Raw genomic sequence first — 15,118 nt, forward strand, 5'->3', positions numbered from 1 at the left:
GACGTATAGCAAGCACTTTTCGTAATTTTTTAATTTTTTTTCGAAAATCGCTGACTACGAGGGATGTCGAAGCGGCCGGCTGAGCGTCAGAAACAAGCGCCGATGCCGAATTTTGCCGACTGATCTGGGAGAAGTGTCCGGTATTCGTGTAATAGAGAGTAAGGGCCTTTCGCCTCGGAGCGCGAGCGAAGAGCCCCGCGATCCACACGCGAAGGAGGAGAAGGCTTTGGAACGCATGGGACAATTCAACCGCCGCCGCGGACTTCGGCGCGAGCTGCTGGGCCGTCTGTACGACAGTTGGTTCGAGCGGGGAGGCGAGCCCTGCATTTTGTCCGGGGACGAGATCAACGGCGAAACGGAGAAAAAGCTGGCTTACCGCTATTTGGCCGAAAAAGGAATGGTGCGCATGAGTCCCGTCGGCGACGGGAGTTTCGAAGTTTCGATTACCGTCCAGGGGATCGACCGGATCGAAATGACCGGCGATAACGAGTAGGCGGCCGGACAGTTTTGATCGCCGCGGACGAGGCCTCGCCGTACCGGTCCGCCGGTCCGATTCAACAAGAACCGGTTTGCGGAATCCGGTTCTTTTTTTGCGCGAAAAGATTCGGAAGCCAAGGCAGCTCATGGAAAAAAGAATCGCGAAGCGGAACCGAAGCAGAGGGCGGTTAAGGGTTGGCGTTCGTCTGGGGGCTGCCGAACACGTAGAGAAGCACGCTGCGGTCCCGGGGGAAGAACCAATCGAGATAGACCCCTTTCAAATCGCGGGCGGCGGTCCCTCCCAAAGGCGGTTCTTCGCAAAATTTGGCCTTTTCCACCCTGCGTTTGGACCTCCGCAGCACTTCGCAGTGTCCGTCTTCGATCAAGGCGTGTTCGACCTCGATCATCGTTCCGTCGCGAATGATGACGAGCAGCCGTTGTTCCAACCAGAACGAATAGATTTTTTCGGGAAATCTCTGGACGTCGTATGTAAGGGAGGCGACGTGCCGATGAATTTTGTTTTGTCCGGGATAAGACAGGTTTTCTCTCAAAAAGGCGGGTTCGCTCAGCATCATAAAAATCATGCAGGACAGATCATCGTCGTTCCAGTCGTAAGCGTGCGCCTCGACCGGAATCTGGCAGTCGTCGCGCACGTAGCGGCACAGTTCGGGCAGCAGATAGCCGACCATCAGCTCGCGGGTCGACTGCAGCGCCCCGTGGGATTCTTCGTGAATCAGCGATTCTACGACAGGCTGGAGAAACCGTTCGGCGCAAATAATGACGCAGCTGTCGTCGAGCGTGACATGAACCCGCGCGGGCGAGATGCCGAAATGCTCCGCGAACAGAGCGAGCGTTTTATAACGGATCGTATCCGAGGTCGTGTACTGGGACATGGCGCCGGGCTCCTTTTGTCTTTGATATTGTACAGGAGCGTTAGGATGTATAAGGAGAGAAGCAGGTAAAATGTCTACTTACAAAATAAACCTAAATAGGCGCTTGGAACCGCCCGGGAATGTCCTGAATAAAATAAAGTGAACGCTTTTTCGGTTCGCAAGAGGGGAAAGGAAAAAGCCGGCGCTTCGCGGGGAAGGCCGACCTTTTTGGTGAGGAGATGACAGACGGAGACGGAAAAGCCTATTCCAGATTGGCATGCTTGCCGTACATCCGGTTCGTGTCGAGTTCCCGCCGCTGCATCAGCCGCAGCACGGAAGCGTCGTAAAACAGCAGAAGGGTCTGCTCGAACAGCGAGCCCATCGGTTGAATCGTGGCATAATTGTCGCCGTCGCGGGATTTGGACGCGCCGGGCAGCCGGACGACGAGGGTCGCCAGCCTCGCAAGCGTCGAATCGGGCTTCAGCGTCACGACGGCGACGTCGGCGCCGAGTTCGCGCGCCTTCTCGGCCATCGGCACCAGCGTCCGGGTCTCGCCCGAGCCGGAACCGATGACGAGCAGGTCGCCCGGTCCGATGCCAGGCGTCGTCGTCTCGCCGACGACGTGGGCGGCGCTGCCGCTGTGCATCAAGCGCATGGCCAGCGCTTTGCCCATCAGACCGGAGCGTCCGGCTCCGGCCGTGAACACGTTCGCGGCGCCGTCCAGCGCTTCCGCGAACGCTTCGGCCTGCGCCGGGTCGATGCCGCGGACGGCTTCGGTCAGCTCGGCGGCGATCGCCGCGGCGTAGGCCGCCATGCCCGTAAGGGCGGAAGGTTGGCCGCTCATGGCCTTAGACCTGCGCTGCGGCGGAGCCTTCTTGGATCAGGCGGCGCATTTCCGCAGCCGTACCCGCTTTGTCGTCCTGGCTCGCGATGCCGCCGCCGACGATGACCAGATCCGGCTGAGCCGCGATAACGCCCGGCAGCGTGTCGAGCTTGATGCCGCCGGCTACGGCCGTCTTGGCGTTCTTCACGACCGATTTGATCGTCTGCAGATCTTCGAACGGGCTTTGGCCTTCGGCCTGCAGGTCGTAGCCGGTATGCACGCAGATGTAGTCTACGCCCAGAGCGTCGACCTGAGCGGCACGTTCCGCCAGATTCGGCACGTTGATCATGTCGATCAGAATTTCGGTACCGTGCTTTTTCGCTTCTTCGACCGCTCCGCGGATCGTCGAATCGTTCGATGCGCCGAGTACGGTTACGATGCTTGCGCCGGCTTCCGTCGCTTTCATGACTTCGTAGCCGCCCGCGTCCATGACTTTCAGGTCGGCGAGCACGTCAAGTTTCGGGAAAGCTTCTTTCAGCGCCTTGACGGCGTGCAGGCCTTCGTTGATGACGATCGGCGTTCCGATTTCGACTACGTCGATATAGGATTGTACCTCTCCGACGATTTCGATTGCGCCCGGGATATCGACCAGGTCCAATGCCAATTGCAATTTCATATACAAACACTCCTTATCGGTTTAGTGGGATTAGCGGCAGAAATGCTGTTTCGCAAGCGGCGAACGGCCGAGCGCCAACTCGTCTCGGCGAGATTCGCCGCCGCGCCGCTTTCGCTGCTTCCATTGTAAGCTCAAACTCGTCTGCCGCGTAAGAAGGCACTTCAAAGTGGGGAAGTTACGCCGAGGATACTATTGGACGGGGCAAGGGTTTACGGAAGGCGGTTTCGAAAAAGTTTATACTTTCTTTGCGGGGGGTACGTATCCGATGTATACTATTGGGAAAGACAGAACGCAAATAACGGTATTCGGACGACGTTCCGAAGGAGCGGCGCACGGAATTCGATAAACGGAGGAAACGACGATGGCAAGCGAAGTAAGAGAACGGATCGACCTGCAGGCGATCAACTGCGAGAAGGAATTGACGCTGGCCGTTATCGGAGGCAAGTGGAAGCTGATCATTTTATGGCATCTGGGACTCGAGGGCACGAAGCGGTTCAGCGAATTAAAGAAGCTGATCCCGAACATCACCCAGAAAATGCTGACCAATCAGCTGCGCGAACTGGAAGAAGACCTGCTCGTGCACCGGGAAGTATACCGCGAGGTGCCGCCGAAGGTCGAGTATTCGCTCACCGCTTACGGCGAAAGCCTGATTCCGGTGCTGCGGACGATGTACGACTGGGGCAAAAAGTACGGCGAGGAAGTCATCTGGAAGGAGCCGGAACACGGCGTCGGGGAATCGAACAGCGATCAAGCGGGCGCCCTTTAGGGCGCTTTTTTGATGGGCTTCTTTGTGCCTGTACGAAGCCTGAGCCTCCCGGGGCGTTGCAAACGCCGAATGGGGGGCTTTTTACTCATTTTCCCGGATCATCGTTTCATCGAGAAGGAAAAGGGACAAAGGATAAGGGTATGTGCAGAACCGAAATTTAAAAACGGTCATTCGGTCATCCTTATTCGAATCGTTCGATCGTTTACCGGAACTCATTCAACGAAGACACCGCCGGGGAAGCCCGGTTTTTCAAATGAATGCGGCACAAGAAAGGGGACAACTTTATGGCGACCAACGAAACGGCTATTCCGCAGCCCAAGACGTTCGGCCCGCTCGGCAATCTGCCGCTGGTCGATACGAAAGCGCCCGTGCAATCGCTGATGAAGCTGGCGGAGGAACAGGGCCCGATTTTTAAAATGGATCTTCCGGGGCGTCCGAACAATCTTTATATTTCGGGACGCGAACTGGTGGAAGACGCTTGCGACGAGTCGCGGTTCGAAAAGAACGTTTGGGCTCCGCTGCAAAATGTCCGCTCGTTCTCGGGAGACGGCCTTTTCACCAGCTGGACGGAAGAACCCAACTGGCGCAAAGCGCACAACATTCTGATGCCGAGCTTCAGTCAGCGGGCGATGGCCGGCTATCACGATATGATGGTCGATATTGCGATGCAGCTCGTGCAAAAATGGGCGAGGCTGAATCCGGACGAATTCGTCGAGGTGCCGGAGGATATGACCCGGCTGACGCTCGACACGATCGGGCTCTGCGGCTTCCATTACCGATTCAACAGCTTCTACCGCGAATCGAACCATCCGTTCGTCGAGGCGATGACCCGCTCGCTGGACGAATCGATGAGCCAACTGCAGCGCCTCGGCGTGCAGAATAAGCTGATGATCGGCAAAAAGGCGCAAATGCGCCATGACATCGAGTACATGTTCGCGCTCGTCGACAAGATCGTCAAAGAGCGCCGCGAGCGCGGAGACCAGGGAGAGAAGGATCTGCTGAACAATATGCTGGGCGGACAGGACCCGGATACGGGCGACTCGCTGTCGGACGAAAATATCCGCTACCAGATCATAACGTTCCTGATCGCCGGACACGAAACGACGAGCGGGCTGCTGTCGTTCGCGCTGTATTTTCTGCTGCACCATCCCGATGCCTTGGCCAAAGCCCAGGCGGAAGTCGACGGCATCCTGACCGACTCCTCGGCCCCGACGTACAAACAAGTTCGCGAAATGAAGTATATCCGCATGATTTTGAACGAAACGCTGCGGCTGTGGCCGACCGCGCCTGCGTTTTCGCTGCGGGCCAAAGAAGACACGAAGCTGGCCGGACGCTATCCGATGCAAAAAGGCGAAGCGGTCAATGTGCTTATTCCGACGCTGCATCGGGATAAAAGCGCGTGGGGCGACGACGTCGAAAAATTCCGTCCGGAGCGTTTCGAAGATCCGTCGAAAATTCCGGACGATGCCTACAAGCCGTTCGGCAACGGACAGCGGGCCTGTATCGGACAGCAGTTCGCGCTGCACGAAGCGACGCTGGTACTCGGCACGCTGCTGCGGCATTTCGATATTGTGGACGGCGCGAATTACGAGCTGAAAATCAAGGAGACGCTGACGCTCAAGCCGGACGGGTTCACCATGCAGGTACGCCCGCGCGCGAACGCGCCGATGGCGCCCGCCCCTGCCGCGTTCGGCGGAAACCTAGCGGCAGGCGGAACGGCGGTCTCGGAAGCGGGTCCCAAGGAAAACGAGATTGAGGTTGATCGGCACGAGACGCCTTTGACCGTTCTGTACGGTTCCAACCTGGGCACCGCGGAAGGCATCGCGCACGAGCTGGCCGAAGAAGGCGAGCGTCTCGGCTTCCGGGCGGAAGTGTCGAAGATGGACAACGCCGCGGGCAATCTGCCGAAAAGCGGACTGCTGATCGTCGTCACGGCTTCGTACAACGGACGTCCGCCGTCCAATGCCGGCGAATTCGTCGCTTGGCTGGACAAGGCGGAAGCCGGAGCGGCGAGCGGGCTGCGTTATGCCGTGTTCGGCTGCGGAGACCGCAACTGGGCGAATACGTATCAGCGTATTCCTCGGTTGGTCGACGAAGCGCTGGAGCGGCTCGGCGGCGAGCGGGCGCTGGAGCGCGGCGAAGGCGATGCCAACGACGACTTCGAGCGGATGCTCGACGAGTGGAAGGAAAAGCTGTGGCCGGCTGCGCTGAAGGCGCTGGACATCGAAGCGACGATGCCTGAATCGGCGAAGGGATCGCCGGGCGGCATTAGCGTCGAATTCGTGGAATCGGCCAAGGCGCATTCGCCGCTGGCCGACGCCTACGAAGCGGTACCGATGAAGATCGTGCGCAGCTTCGAGCTGCAGCATCCGGAAGGCGGCCGCAGTACCCGGCATATCGAGCTGGAAGTGCCGGCGGGAGCTTCTTACAAGGAAGGCGACCATCTCGGCGTGCTGCCGCGCAATCCGAGAACGCTCGTCGACCGGGTGCTGGCACGCTTCGGTCTTCAAGGCGACGCGCGCGTTCAGCTTCAAGGCAGCGGCCGCGCCGCCGCGCATCTGCCTCTGGGCCGTCCGGTGGAGCTGCGCGAGCTGCTCACCGGAAGCGTGGAACTTCAGGAGCCGGCTTCGCGCGCCCAGCTTAAAGAACTGGCGGAGCGCACCGTCTGCCCGCCGCACAAAGTCGAGATCGAAGCGCTGATGAAGGACGAGGAGACGTACAAGCGCGAAGTGCTGTTCAAGCGGTTGACCATGCTGGACATCTTGGAAAAGTACCGCGCCTGCGAAATGGAATTCGAACGCTTCCTGACGCTGCTTCCGCCGCTCAAACCGCGTTATTATTCCATTTCCAGCTCGCCGAAGTCGGACCCCCGCCGGCTCAGCCTGACGGTGGCCGTCGTTCGCGGACCGGCGAGAAGCGGGAACGGCGAATACGCCGGCGTCGCGTCGAATTATTTGGCGTCGCTTCCCGAAGGAGCGGAGATTTCCGCCTTCATCCGCGATCCCGGCAGCGGCTTCGCTCTGCCGGAAGATCCGTCGACCCCGATCGTCATGGTCGGCCCCGGCACGGGCCTGGCTCCGTTCCGCGGCTTCCTTCAGGCGCGCCGCGTTCTCAAAGAGCAGGGAGCCGCTCTGGGCGAAGCCCAGCTGTACTTCGGATGCCGGAGCCCGGAGACGGATTTCCTGTATCAAGACGAATTGGAGTCTTACGCCGAGGACGGTCTGGTGCATCTTCATACCGCGTTCTCCCGCGTGGAAGGTCAGCCCAAAACGTACGTTCAGCATCGGATGGCCGAAAATACCGACGAAGTGATCCGGCTGCTGGACGAAGGCGGCATCTTCTACGTCTGCGGCGACGGCGTCCATATGGCTCCCGACGTCGAGAATACCCTGCGCCGCTCCTACCGCGACGTTCACGGCGTCGGCGAGGAAGAAGCGCAGCGCTGGCTGAACGAGCTCGAAGAAAACGGCCGATACGTAAAGGATGTCTGGACCGGCATCTAAGCGGACGAGCCGCTTGACCAACCGCCCTATTATTAAGCCGATTTCCCGGATCGTTCGGGAAGTCGGCTTTTTTTGATCGTGAAACCGAACTTTACGAATATTGCGGTCGCATCCGCGCGTAAGACCGAAGAAATTTCGTCGAGCCGTTGAATGGCTCGGGTCCGCCGCCATGCCTTCGGATCGCTCTGCGCGTTCGATAAAAGGCGCGCACAAAAACCGGCGCGAGTATGCGCCGGTTTTTGTGCGATGCTTCCCCGGTGCGAAGCCGCCGGGCCTGCAAAGAAGCCGTTTTTGCGAAACTCAAATCGAATAAACCGAGCCCTGCTCCAAAAACGTCATCCTGCCCGTCCGCCCCTCGAACCGATCCTTGTTGTCCGCGTAATGCATCAGCATCGTCATCGCCTGGATTTCCTCCGGCAGCGAGAGCAGCTCGTCCAGCGTCGTATGTACCGCTCCCGGACCTTCGAGCTGCACTTCGTGGAAGATGCGCCGCACGCCCCGGTCGCGCACGAGCGTGGTCAGCAGTTCGCGGTCGAAGACCATGTCCGCGCTGTAGAAGACGTCGCGGTTCAAAATCAGCGAGTAGCTTTTTTTGCCCCGGATGTGCCGGGTACGCAGCAGCTCCACGCACAGATTCGGAGCCAGCTGCTGCACGTCGCCCGCGCGCAGCAGGCGAACGTCGAACGCGTCCTCCAGACGCTCGAGCCCGTCCTGCGTCATGCCGCCCGACAGCGTGTTCTCCCACAGCGGTTCCGCGAGCGCGTCGGCGAGATACAGCACCGGGCGCCGGCCGTGCTTGAATTTCATCTGGAATCCGTACTCTTCCAATCCGCCGACGTGATCGCCGTGCATATGCGTGACGAGCACCGCATCGAGCTCTTCCATGCCGATTCCCAGCTCGTACAGCGCCAGAGGCGCGGTAATGCCGAAGTCGATCAGCAGTTTGAAGCCGTCCTGTTCGATCAGCGCGTTATTGTTGAAGTACTTTTTGGCAAAGGCGTTGCCCGTTCCGATCATCTGCAGATTCATTGCGCATGCCCCCGTTCGAATTGCCGGAGCCAGCCGGCATTTTTGTCTGTCGAACCCCTTTTTCTTTCGCATTATTATGGCCGATTTCCCCGCCGGAATCAACAGAAGGGACCGCAACTTGACAGCGAGGCAGGAGTATACATGTATGAGAACGGCTTTTTGAAAAAGGCCTTAAGCTGTGCAGAGGGGAAACTCCAGCTTACAAGCTCCAAACCATACAGAGAGGATGACGCCCAACAATGAGGTGGAAGAGAATTGCGGTCTGTGCGCTGGCTTTGTCGCTGCTGAGCGGCTCCGTCGCGTTCGCCGACTCGGCTTTTCAAAAAATCAGGGTTCTGATCAACGGGAGCGCGGTAAGCACCGGCGGCTACCTGATCGACGGAACGACCTACGTGCCGGTGCGCGAGTTCGACGGCTTGGCCGAATACAACGACAATACCAAGACGGTCACCTTTACCAAGCCCAACGTCGATATTTTTCTTTTTAAAGGAGATACGCCGTTCGGCAACGTCAGCGTAGGCAAACTGAAATTCTACATCTTCTCGCAGGTCGACAGCCTGAACGCCAACATTGCCGCGGTTAAGGTTGCCATCCGGAATCCGTCCGGCGACGTGAAAGATATCCAATCCCAGGAGCTCAAGTCGCGCAAAGACAATTTCTGGTTCAAGACCTACGATTTTACGTACGACTTCAGCCGCGCCGGCAAATACTACGTCGAGTTTTATATCAAAAAAGACGGCGGCGGCTACTCGATGGTTGCGCAAAAAACGATCAACGCGGTCGATTGAACGGCGGCGGGCGCAGCAAATTGACCTCCGGCAGGCGAAGTGGTAGGATAGGCTGTGTCATTAAATTCAGGGCATGTGCGCCGTCCGCGCATACGCTATAGAAACGGGGTTTTACCACAATGAGCGAACACGAACATAACCACTCTCACGAACACGGCGACGATTGCGGATGCGGTCATGATCATAGTCACGACGAAGAAATCGTAGTCGCATTCAGCGACGAAGAAGGCAACGAGAAGGAAATGGTGCTCGTGCAGACGTTCGACGTCGGCGAAGACGTCTACGCCCTGCTGCTCGAGCGCAACAATCCGGAAGCCGACGGCTTCATTCTGCGCCTCGAAGAGGAAGACGGGGAGACCGTTCTCGTCAATATCGAAGAAGAAGCGGAATGGGAAAAGGTCGAAGCGGCCTACAACGAACTCGTTGCCGCGCAGAGCGAAGAAGAGTAAGAAGAATTCGGCAAGCCCCGGGCGAAGCCGTACCGAAAACGAAAAGCGGATGTTCTCGCGGGAGAGCATCCGCTTTTCGTCATGGGCGGGCTGCCGCGGCAGAAGAATCGGACGCAAAAAAACGGCCGCAAAAGCGGCCGTTTTTTTGCGTATCCGTGCGGTGCAAGCGCGGGAGTCTCCGGGAGATCCGCGGCTTGCCGCGTCTTCGCGTTACCGGATCGCGCCTGGCTCCACGATGACTTTGACGAACTGCACCGAGCGGTCTTCCGGTCCTTTGACCGGCAGGCCTACGTCGACGTGATCGGTGATATAATCGATATTGTCCTGCGAGATGACTTCGCCCGGCAGCAGGATCGGAATGCCCGGCGGATAGACGTAAATGAATTCGGCGATGATGCGGTCCGCGGAATCCTTGAACGGAATCGACTCCGTCTCGCCGTAGAACGCGTCGCGCGGAAGCAGGGCCAGATGCGGGATGTCCGGAATCTTGACGACCAATTCCTTGACTTCCTTGCCTTGACCGCGGAACTCTTCGGCCATTTCGCGGAGAGCGTTCAGCAGGATGCGAATCGTGTCTTCGTTGTCGCCTGCCGTAATCAGGCAGAGGATATTGTACATATCGCTCATTTCGACTTCGATGTTATGATGGTCGCGCAGCCAGTTCTCGGCTTCGTAGCCGGTGATGCCGAGGCGTCTGACCTGGATCGTGATCTTGGTCGGATCGTAGTCGTATGTCGCTTCGCTGCCCAGGATTTCTTCGCCGAAGCAGTACAGCCCTTCGATCTGGTTGATCGCGCTTCGGGTGTAGTCCGCGAAATCGAGCGCGCGCTCGGCCATCGCGTAGCCGTTCAGGGCGAGCTGGCGGCGCGCCGTGTCGAGCGAGGCGAGCAGAATATAGGAAGTGGACGTCGTCGTCAGCATGCTGATGACCGTCTGCACTCTTTTCGGATTGATATAGCCGTTCTTCGTATTGACGTTAAGAACGGAACTTTGCGTCATCGAGCCGCCCAGCTTATGGACGCTGGTAGCGGCCATGTCCGCGCCGGCCTGCATCGCCGACAGCGGCAGTTGGTCGTGGAAATGGATCAGCACGCCGTGGGCTTCGTCGACGAGCACCGGCACGCCGTAGCTGTGCGACAGCGCGACGATCTGCTGCAGATCCGCGCATACGCCGTAGTAGGTCGGGTTGATGACCAGCAGCGCTTTGGCGTCGGTATGCAGCTTCAGCGCCTTGCGCACCGAGCTGACCGTAATGCCGTGATCGATACCCAGATTGGTATCGCGTACCGGCGCGATAAATACCGGCTTTGCTCCCGCATAAATGATGGCGCCGAGAACCGATTTGTGCACGTTGCGCGGGACGATGATTTTGTCGCCCGGTCCGCAGACGGACAGGATCATCGTGATGATCGCGCTGCTCGTGCCCTGAACGGAGAAGAACGTGTGCGTGGCGCCGAACGCGTCGGCCGCGAGCTGCTGCGCTTCTTCGATCACGCCCATCGGCTGATGCAAATCGTCTAGGGGAGCGATATTGATCAGGTCTATGGAAAGGGCGTTATCCCCAATAAATTCACGAAATTCCGGATCGGTACCCATTCCTTTCTTGTGACCTGGAATGTGAAACTGTACCGGATTTTGGTCCGCGTGGCGCTTGAGCGCGGTGAAGAGCGGAGTACGAGCATGATCCATTAGGGCTGTCACAACCTTTCGTGTGCATAGATTATTGAAGCACGAATAAAAAAATCAAACAAACTGAGTATAGCAAAACGGGGGAGGATTGCAAGAAAGCAATTTTTCCGAAACCGAAATGCGGGGGGAATGAACAGAATGAACGTCTATTATATCGGAAGCACAGAGAGATACAAGAAAGAAACGGCTCTGCTGATCGCTCGGCAAAATCGGCTGGAACATCGTCATGTCGGTTACTGCGGCATGGATGCGGCGGAAATTGCCCATTCGTTGGAAACCGATTTTTCAAAGGAGGAGCTGGAGAACCATTTCACGCTGGCCATAGTCGAAAATTCGCTCGCGGGGTCAGCGAGAAAAATGAATCGGCGATTAAGCTCTACCGTCGCTGCGGATTCGAGAGCCGGGAAGTGTTGGATGTATACGAAGGAATTTTCGATCGGGGCAGCCGAACCTCTCGTTAGACTTCCTATAAGATCACCCGATATAATAGCCGTATAGAAAAAATCTGCATTCATCCGGGTGCGGAACGTGGAGAGGCCTGCTGCGACGACAACGCGAGCGGCCCGAAAGGGGCATTATATGAACAGCCGATTCATCGGCGCCAAGCCGACATCGAATCTTTTTTCCGTGTTTACGTGTCTATGGATTATCGTGTTTTTGACCGAATTCGTAAAGGGCGCCCTGCTTGTGACGGTGCTGCCCGTTTATATGAACGATACGCTCGGCCTGCCGGCCTTGACGATCAGCCTGGCCTTTTCGCTGCAGTACGTGGGCGACAATCTGCTGCGAAGCCCGACGGGATGGCTGGCGGAGCATGTGGGCCTTCGCTGGACGATCGTGGGCGGACTGCTGCTGTCATGGGCGGCGGTGGGCGTGATCGCTTTCTCCATGACGGGCGTGTCGCTCGTGGTCGCCTGCACGCTGCTCGGCATCGGAACGGCGCCGATCTGGCCGGTCGTGATGAGCACGATCAGCATGGAAGCCGACCTGAAGGGAGGCACGGGGGCCAAGATGGGCAGCATCCAAATCGCGACCCTGGCGGGAACCGGCGCGGGGCCCCTCGTTTCCAACCTGTTGGTCGGAGACTCCTACAGCATCGTGTTTTGGGTGCTTTTCGGCGTCATGGCGCTCGTGACGGCGGCCGCATTCCTGCTGCCCCGGCAGATGCTGACTCCGCTTACGCCGAAGGTCGTTCGCCGTCCGCATGCCGACTTCTCGTTCCCCAAAAGGGTACGCCGCGTCGTGAAGCGTCATACGGTCCGGTCGGTCTACTCCGTGCGCAAAGTGTTCAGGGCGCTGACGGCGCTGAAGCTGACGCCGCTGCTCTATCCGGCGATGTTTCTGCAGTCGTTCGCGATCGGCATTCTGACGCCCGTCATTTCGGTGTATATCCGCAACGAATTGGGCATGACTCCGGGACAGTTCAATATTTTGCTGATCGTCGGAGGAGGCGTGGCGGTCGTCGGCATGATCCCGGCGGGCCGCCTCGTCGACAAATTCGGCACCCGCTGGTTTTTGCATATCGGCTTCCTGCTGGCCGTGATCGCGCTGTGCGGACTGGCCTCGACGCATGCGATGACGCTCGTCTGGTGCTTCATCCTGACCGCGGGGGTCGGCTTCGCCATGATTCTGCCGGCCTGGAATACGCTGCTGGCCGAGCTGGTGCCGGAAAAAGAACGCGGCGCCATCTGGGGCGTGTTCCTGACGCTGCAGGGCGTGGGCACCGTGCTGGGGCCCCTGGCCGGCGGCTGGACTTGGGACCGCTTCGGTCCGCAGGCGCCGTTCTGGGCCAGCGCCATCTCGATGGGCCTGCTGCTGCTGATTCATGCGCCGATGGCCTGGTCGTCGCGCCGCCGGGCCGGGACCGCTTAACCAAAATAAAAGCCGCCCGACGGGGCGGCTCAACGTGTCGAGAAAGTCTAACGTAGCTAGAAGCGAGACGGCGGAGAGAGAAATTCAGTGAAGGAACGATAGTGTTCGCCTTTGAAATCGGGAAAATTCCGCTAAAATTCGATCTCTTTTCCCGATTTCAACACGCGACCGGAACGAATTTCTCTCGGAGCCGGCTTGCTTCTCTCTACTACGTGACTTTTTCGACAGCCTGAGCCGCCCGACGGGGCGGCTTTTCGACGTTTCAGCGTCTTTTCCTCCGTCTTTCCGATCAAAAACCGGCAAAACGGTTAAAGAATAAGGGTGCGCCTTTTTGGCGAAAACGAAAGTTTATCGGACGACGGGAGGACGAATGGATGCAGCTGAATCTGAAAGATAAAGTGGTAATCGTGACGGGCGCGAGTTCGGGCATCGGACTGGCGACGGCCAAACTTTTCCTGGAGGAAGGCGCGAAAGTCGCGGGAGCGAGCCGCCATCCCGCGAAGATTCGGGAATTGGGAGACGAGGAATCCGTACTGGCGGTCGAAGCGGATCTCAGTACGGCGGAAGGACCGAAGGAACTCGTCCGAGCGGCCGTCGAAAAATTCGGACGCATCGATATCCTGATCAACAACGCGGGCATTTCGCATTCGCGATTGGACGGCTTTCTCGGCACGACCGACGAACAGTGGGACGAGACGTACCGAAACAATCTGATGAGCATGGTGCGCACGTCCAGAGCCGCCATCCCGCATATGGTCGAGCAGGGCAAGGGCGTCATCATCAGCGTGGCGTCGGAAGACGCGCGCCAGCCGCAGCCGATGTCGGTCGATTATTCGGCGTTCAAGGCGGGGCTGCTGAGCGTGGGCAAAGCGCTGTCGTTCGAATTCGGGGAAAAAGGCATCCGGGTCAATACCGTGTCCCCGGGGCCGACCCATACGAATATTTGGGACCAGCCGGGCGGCATGATCGACGCCATCTCCGAAAAGTTCGGCAAACCGAAAGACGAGGTCATCGATTTCTTCGTCGACGAGGTGAGAGAGCTTCCGGTCGGCCGGATCGGGCAGCCGGAGGACATCGCTTCGATGATCGTGTTCCTGTCCTCCGACCGGGCCGAGTATGCGTTCGGCGCCGAGTATCCGGTCAACGGCGGCTCGTTCAAGGGCATGTAAGGCGGCCTTTCCGGACATGAAAAAACGGCTTTCGCGTCATGCCGAGCATGCGCGAAAGCCGCGGTTCGCAGCGATCAGAAAGCCATTTTGTACAAAGGAAGCAGCGTCTCGAACGTTTCTTCGATCGTTTGGACAAGCTTGCCGCCGTCTTTGAGCAGCGGATCGCCTTTTTGCAGGAAGCGCCCGCACAGCACTTCGGACTTCTTGACGCTGCCGAGCCGTTCGGCGATGGCGGAGAGGCCGTCCGGGCCCAGCTCCGAATGTTTGGTGCCGCCGGGCTTGGTGTGATCGACGGACCAATAAAACTGTTCCTGCAGCCCGTTCGGAACGAGATTCGCGACTTGGAGTTCGTGTTTGCGCAGCGACTCGGCGAGCACCGTCTTGTTGGGGCTCTCGTAGATGACGGCCATCACGATGAACAGATAGTCGGCGAACATGCCTACCTGAAAGTGCGGAAGCGCCTTGTAGCCCCGTTTGCTGGCCGCCCAGGCGACCCAGGTGTCGGCGGGCGGGTGGACGGTGCGCCGGGCATGCTTGGCGACGTGGGGGAACATTTCTTCGCCGCATGCGGCGGACAGGAAAGGGGCCAGCGTACGGCCGAGCTCGTCCAGCTTCGGGCGGACGTTGGCGATCAGGGCGTTCATGCGGGGTTCCAGCCCCTCTATTTCAAATACGGCAAAATCTTTTTCGTCGAATCCTTGGAAATCCATGATTATGCTCCTCTCAAAAAGCGGCTCCGAAGGAACCTGCAAGACATTCATCGGCCATTATAGCACAGAGCGCGGGGAGCCGAACAAGCGGAGAAAAGATGAAGAGTTCATGAAGCACGGCACGGCTTGATCCGGGAGATCGGGACGGCGGGTTTCGCTTTTTCCCGCCAGAGCCGCGTGTTCGAGCTCCGACGCGGCGGACGGCGGGCGGCGGGCGGCGGACTTTCGAAACGGAGCGTCTTCCCGAAGGAGGATGCCAATTCCGAGGACTTCACTTTACTAAACAAAACGGGTA

General features: G+C 58.6%; 13 protein-coding genes. 7 read left to right on the plus strand and 6 right to left on the minus strand.

Translation table 11 applies throughout. The features are described 5' to 3' along the window. Positions 1 to 226: 226 nt before the first annotated feature. Complete coding sequence (locus GYN08_RS01410) at positions 227 to 493, plus strand: hypothetical protein (protein WP_166271794.1); 267 nt, start codon at positions 227 to 229, stop codon at positions 491 to 493. 172 nt (positions 494 to 665) lie between these two features. Here the strand turns inward: GYN08_RS01410 and GYN08_RS01415 are convergent, their stop codons facing one another. The 3 genes from GYN08_RS01415 to hxlA form a co-directional block, all read right to left on the minus strand. Then, positions 666 to 1,370 (minus strand): Na-translocating system protein MpsC family protein, encoded by a 705-nt coding sequence (locus GYN08_RS01415; protein WP_166271796.1) that lies wholly within the window; start codon positions 1,368 to 1,370, stop codon positions 666 to 668. Between the two features lie 241 nt (positions 1,371 to 1,611). Then, complete coding sequence (gene hxlB, locus GYN08_RS01420; protein ID WP_166271798.1) at positions 1,612 to 2,193, minus strand: 6-phospho-3-hexuloisomerase; 582 nt, start codon at positions 2,191 to 2,193, stop codon at positions 1,612 to 1,614. 4 nt (positions 2,194 to 2,197) lie between these two features. Beyond that, entirely contained in the window at positions 2,198 to 2,848 is a 651-nt protein-coding gene (gene hxlA, locus GYN08_RS01425; RefSeq protein WP_166271800.1) for a 3-hexulose-6-phosphate synthase, read from the minus strand. A 361-nt stretch (positions 2,849 to 3,209) separates the two neighbouring features. Between hxlA and GYN08_RS01430 the strand changes: the two genes are divergently transcribed. Next, entirely contained in the window at positions 3,210 to 3,614 is a 405-nt protein-coding gene (locus GYN08_RS01430; RefSeq protein WP_166271802.1) for a winged helix-turn-helix transcriptional regulator, read from the plus strand. Between the two features lie 284 nt (positions 3,615 to 3,898). Further along, positions 3,899 to 7,117 (plus strand): bifunctional cytochrome P450/NADPH--P450 reductase, encoded by a 3,219-nt coding sequence (locus GYN08_RS01435; protein ID WP_166271804.1) that lies wholly within the window; start codon positions 3,899 to 3,901, stop codon positions 7,115 to 7,117. Between the two features lie 300 nt (positions 7,118 to 7,417). On the opposite strand, the gene GYN08_RS01440 is transcribed toward GYN08_RS01435, so the two are convergent. Further along, positions 7,418 to 8,146 carry an MBL fold metallo-hydrolase gene (locus GYN08_RS01440; protein WP_166271806.1) on the minus strand — a complete coding sequence of 243 codons (729 nt, stop codon included), beginning with the start codon at positions 8,144 to 8,146 and terminating at the stop codon, positions 7,418 to 7,420. A 239-nt stretch (positions 8,147 to 8,385) separates the two neighbouring features. On the opposite strand from GYN08_RS01440, the gene GYN08_RS01445 reads away from it, so the two are divergent. Continuing rightward, positions 8,386 to 8,934: a copper amine oxidase gene (locus tag GYN08_RS01445; protein WP_166271808.1), complete on the plus strand. Its 549-nt coding sequence runs from the start codon at positions 8,386 to 8,388 to the stop codon at positions 8,932 to 8,934. A gap of 119 nt (positions 8,935 to 9,053) precedes the next feature. Then, positions 9,054 to 9,383, plus strand: a complete 330-nt coding sequence (locus tag GYN08_RS01450; RefSeq protein WP_166271810.1) for a DUF1292 domain-containing protein — start codon at positions 9,054 to 9,056, stop codon at positions 9,381 to 9,383. Positions 9,384 to 9,593: 210 nt separating this feature from the next. On the opposite strand, the gene GYN08_RS01455 is transcribed toward GYN08_RS01450, so the two are convergent. Then, positions 9,594 to 11,072, minus strand: coding sequence for an aminotransferase class I/II-fold pyridoxal phosphate-dependent enzyme (locus tag GYN08_RS01455; RefSeq protein WP_166271812.1), 1,479 nt, complete (start codon positions 11,070 to 11,072; stop codon positions 9,594 to 9,596). A gap of 579 nt (positions 11,073 to 11,651) precedes the next feature. Between GYN08_RS01455 and GYN08_RS01460 the strand changes: the two genes are divergently transcribed. Both GYN08_RS01460 and GYN08_RS01465 read left to right on the plus strand, forming a co-directional pair. Further along, positions 11,652 to 12,944: an MFS transporter gene (locus GYN08_RS01460; protein ID WP_166271814.1), complete on the plus strand. Its 1,293-nt coding sequence runs from the start codon at positions 11,652 to 11,654 to the stop codon at positions 12,942 to 12,944. A 374-nt stretch (positions 12,945 to 13,318) separates the two neighbouring features. Beyond that, positions 13,319 to 14,113: an SDR family NAD(P)-dependent oxidoreductase gene (locus tag GYN08_RS01465; RefSeq protein WP_166271816.1), complete on the plus strand. Its 795-nt coding sequence runs from the start codon at positions 13,319 to 13,321 to the stop codon at positions 14,111 to 14,113. A gap of 74 nt (positions 14,114 to 14,187) precedes the next feature. Here GYN08_RS01465 and GYN08_RS01470 read toward each other — a convergent pair whose 3' ends face one another. Beyond that, positions 14,188 to 14,823 carry a YktB family protein gene (locus tag GYN08_RS01470; RefSeq protein WP_166271818.1) on the minus strand — a complete coding sequence of 212 codons (636 nt, stop codon included), beginning with the start codon at positions 14,821 to 14,823 and terminating at the stop codon, positions 14,188 to 14,190. Positions 14,824 to 15,118 lie beyond the last annotated feature (295 nt).

The organism is Saccharibacillus alkalitolerans, from assembly GCF_011090185.1.
Classification (GTDB): domain Bacteria; phylum Bacillota; class Bacilli; order Paenibacillales; family Paenibacillaceae; genus Saccharibacillus; species Saccharibacillus alkalitolerans.

Excerpts from the sequence above, each read along its gene's own strand:
- GYN08_RS01435 (WP_166271804.1), top strand. The coding sequence starts at position 3,899 with ATGGCGACCAACGAAACGGCTATTCCGCAGCCCAAGACGTTCGGCCCG.
- hxlB (WP_166271798.1), bottom strand. The coding sequence starts at position 2,193 with ATGAGCGGCCAACCTTCCGCCCTTACGGGCATGGCGGCCTACGCCGCG.
- GYN08_RS01470 (WP_166271818.1), bottom strand. The coding sequence starts at position 14,823 with ATGGATTTCCAAGGATTCGACGAAAAAGATTTTGCCGTATTTGAAATA.
- GYN08_RS01450 (WP_166271810.1), top strand. The coding sequence starts at position 9,054 with ATGAGCGAACACGAACATAACCACTCTCACGAACACGGCGACGATTGC.
- GYN08_RS01415 (WP_166271796.1), bottom strand. The coding sequence starts at position 1,370 with ATGTCCCAGTACACGACCTCGGATACGATCCGTTATAAAACGCTCGCT.
- GYN08_RS01445 (WP_166271808.1), top strand. The coding sequence starts at position 8,386 with ATGAGGTGGAAGAGAATTGCGGTCTGTGCGCTGGCTTTGTCGCTGCTG.
- GYN08_RS01455 (WP_166271812.1), bottom strand. The coding sequence starts at position 11,072 with ATGGATCATGCTCGTACTCCGCTCTTCACCGCGCTCAAGCGCCACGCG.
- hxlA (WP_166271800.1), bottom strand. The coding sequence starts at position 2,848 with ATGAAATTGCAATTGGCATTGGACCTGGTCGATATCCCGGGCGCAATC.
- GYN08_RS01430 (WP_166271802.1), top strand. The coding sequence starts at position 3,210 with ATGGCAAGCGAAGTAAGAGAACGGATCGACCTGCAGGCGATCAACTGC.
- GYN08_RS01465 (WP_166271816.1), top strand. The coding sequence starts at position 13,319 with ATGCAGCTGAATCTGAAAGATAAAGTGGTAATCGTGACGGGCGCGAGT.
- GYN08_RS01460 (WP_166271814.1), top strand. The coding sequence starts at position 11,652 with ATGAACAGCCGATTCATCGGCGCCAAGCCGACATCGAATCTTTTTTCC.
- GYN08_RS01440 (WP_166271806.1), bottom strand. The coding sequence starts at position 8,146 with ATGAATCTGCAGATGATCGGAACGGGCAACGCCTTTGCCAAAAAGTAC.